At 61.5% G+C, this 2,898-nt stretch carries 3 protein-coding genes; all 3 read left to right on the top strand.

Annotated features, from left to right (window positions below; genetic code table 11):
* The coding region (locus tag L692_RS0108215; RefSeq protein ID WP_025698857.1) for a M20 family metallopeptidase at positions 1–711 on the top strand (711 nt) is incomplete at its 5' end.
* A gap of 22 nt (positions 712–733) precedes the next feature.
* Positions 734–1,933 carry a pyridoxal phosphate-dependent aminotransferase gene (locus L692_RS0108210; RefSeq protein ID WP_232238747.1) on the top strand — a complete coding sequence of 400 codons (1,200 nt, stop codon included), beginning with the start codon at positions 734–736 and terminating at the stop codon, positions 1,931–1,933.
* A 17-nt stretch (positions 1,934–1,950) separates the two neighbouring features.
* On the top strand, positions 1,951–2,850 hold the full coding sequence (locus tag L692_RS0108205) for a dihydrodipicolinate synthase family protein (RefSeq protein WP_025698853.1): 900 nt from the start codon (positions 1,951–1,953) through the stop codon (positions 2,848–2,850).
* Positions 2,851–2,898: the final 48 nt, after the last annotated feature.

The raw sequence follows: 2,898 nt of genomic DNA, 5'->3' as shown, positions 1-2,898 counted from the left end.
AGGCTGCCGGATGAGCTGCACGGCGATCTCGCCGTGATCGGCGAGGCGACGGACGGCAGCCTGGCGATCGCGCACCGGGGCAGCATCCGGCCGGTGCTGGTGGCGGAGGGCGTATCCGCCCATTCGTCGACGCCGCACCTTGGCGTCAACGCCGTGTCCCTGATGGCGCGGACGCTTGTCGCGCTTGAAGACTTCGCGGAGGAGGAGCTGACGAAGCGGCTGCATCCGCTCACGGGACAGTCGACCCTGTCCGTCACCGTCATTAACGGGGGAATCAAGGAGTCGATGATCCCGGACCGCTGCGAGGCGTTGATCGACCGCCGGCTCATTCCCGGCGAAGATGAAGACGCCGCGCTGCGGGAGATCGAGCAGATCATTACCTGCATCCCCGCGCTGGACGGCAGGGTCCGCATCGACCGGCTCGTTCCGACGACCGGAGTGGCGTCGGAAACCCGGCCCGATCACCCGATGGTCGAACTCGCTTCCGCAGCGATCGAACGGGTATACGGACGTAAGCCCGAGTTAACGGGACTTACGGCCAATTGCGATATGACCCACTTCGTCAAACGGGGGATTCCGTCCGTTATTTACGGGCCGGGCGATTTCAGCGTGGCTCATAAAATCGACGAATGGGTGACATTGTCGGAACTGGAGAATGCAATACGGGTCTACGCTTCCATTGCGATGGAAGTGGCAGGCTCGTACAGATAAACAGAAGAGGTGATGGACGTTGTTGAACCAACATGTTCAGTTGGCGGATTGGGTGGACCGTGTCCTGCCGTCCCCGACTGCAATGCTGGAGTCCACGGTGGCGCAGTATCAGCGGGAAGGCCGGACCGTGTACCGCCTGGGCCTCGGGCAGCCGGACTTTCCAACGCCTGACCGGGCCAAGGCGTCCGCGATTCAGGCGATTCAGGATAATTTCACGGGATATACCGATACGAGCGGCATCCTGCCTTTGCGGGAGGCGATCTGCAGAGCGCTTCACCGGGATATGGGGCTCAGCTACGAGCCCGGGGAGATTGTGGTTACCGTTGGCGGCAAGCATGCGCTGTTCAATGCGATTTGTACGCTGTGCCGGCCGGGAGACGAGGTGCTCATCCCGGTTCCGTATTGGGTGTCATTTCCCGAGCAGGTTAAATTCGCGGGGGCCAAGCCGGTCTTTGTTCAGACCGGCGCTTCCGCCGGCTATAAAGTGACGCCGGAGACGCTTGCGCCTCTGGTGAACGAGAAGACCCGTCTCCTGATTCTGAACCAGCCGAACAATCCTTCGGGCGCGGTGTACAGCGCGGAGGAGCTGTCCAGGCTGGCCGAGTTCTGCCGGGAACGGGATCTGTGGGTCATCAGCGACGAGGTGTATTCCGCGTTTGTGTTTAAACCGGGGGGATATACGAGCATCGCATCCTTTCCAGGCATGCGGGAGCGGACCGTCGTCATCAACGCGGTATCGAAGTCGTACGGGATGACGGGCTGGAGAATCGGGTATTCGGCAGCTCCGGCGGCCGTTACCGAAGCGATGCTTCGTCTTCAGTCCCATACGACGAGCAACCCGTCATCCATTGCCCAACAGGCGGCGCTGGCCGCCATTGACGGCCCCCAGGATGATCTGGAGGAAATCCGTAACGAATACGCGGCGCGGCGCGTCCTTCTCGTTGAAGGGGTTCGCCGGATCAAGGGACTTGAGTGCAACGTGCCCGAAGGCGCCTTCTATGTATGGGTGGACGCTTCGGCCTGGCGCGGCCAAACCCTGGAGGGACGAACGATATCCACCGCCGATGACCTGGCGGATATCTTGCTAACGAAGGTCGGAGTCGCGGTCATGCCGGGAACCGGATTCGGCAGCCCGCACCATATCCGCCTGTCTTATGCCGTCTCCCGAGAGGAAATGGAGAGCGGAATCGCGGCCATGGAGTCGCTTCTCGGAAGCAAATAAAGGAGGAAGTTCAAGACATGTCCACAACTGATTTGAAAGATAAGCTTAAAGGAATTTACGTGCTCGCCATCACGCCGATGACGGATACGCTCGCCCTCGACCCGGCCGCGCTGCGGCGGAATATCGATCATTATATTGCCTCGGGCGCTCACGGCGTCATCGTCGGGGGGACCTACGCCGAGTATCCGAGCCTGACCATCGACGAACGGAAGCAGCTGTTCACGGCCGCTGCGGACGCGGTATCCGGCCGGGTTCCGCTGGTGTGCTGCACGGCGGCCAGCGGCACCGATGAAGCCAGCGAGCTGTCGCATGCGGCCAAGCTGGCCGGAGCCGACGGCGTGATGGTTACGCCTCCGTATGTATCGGAGGTGCGGCCGCAGGATATTCTGTACCATTTTCAGCTGCTGAACGAAGCCGCCGAATTGCCAATCTTCATCTACAACAGCGCGAGCATCGGCGTTCATCTGTCTCCGGAGGAAATCGCCGAGCTGGCCAAGCTGGATAACGTCGCTGGAGTCAAGCAGGGCGCTACGGATTTGCATGCGCTGGTGCGGACCGTCGCATACGCCGGCACAGACATCTCGGTGATGTGCGGTTCGGACGGCCTCATCCTTGGCGGACTGGCTTCCGGCTTGCCCGGCTGCACCTCCACGAACGCCAACTTCATGACGGCCGAATTTGTCGCGCTGTACAACGAATTCCAGCAAGGCGAGAATGCCCGCGCCATAGAGCGGTATTACCGCTGGCAGCCCATCCGCGATCTGGCCAGGAGGTACGGACAGCCCGCGATGGTCAAGGCCGCGCTGGATATTATCGGCCTGCCTTCAGGCCCGGTTCGCGCCCCTTTCCGCACGCTGGGGGAGGAAGCCAGAGCGGATATCGCACGCACTTTGCAGGAGACCGGCATCATAGCATAACCATCGGCATACGAACCTCGACGAGAGCCATTCCGGCTTTCGGCGGGG

Source organism: Paenibacillus forsythiae T98, from assembly GCF_000520735.1.
Taxonomy (GTDB): domain Bacteria; phylum Bacillota; class Bacilli; order Paenibacillales; family Paenibacillaceae; genus Paenibacillus_AQ; species Paenibacillus_AQ forsythiae.
This window is presented reverse-complemented; position numbering and strand designations above follow the sequence as displayed.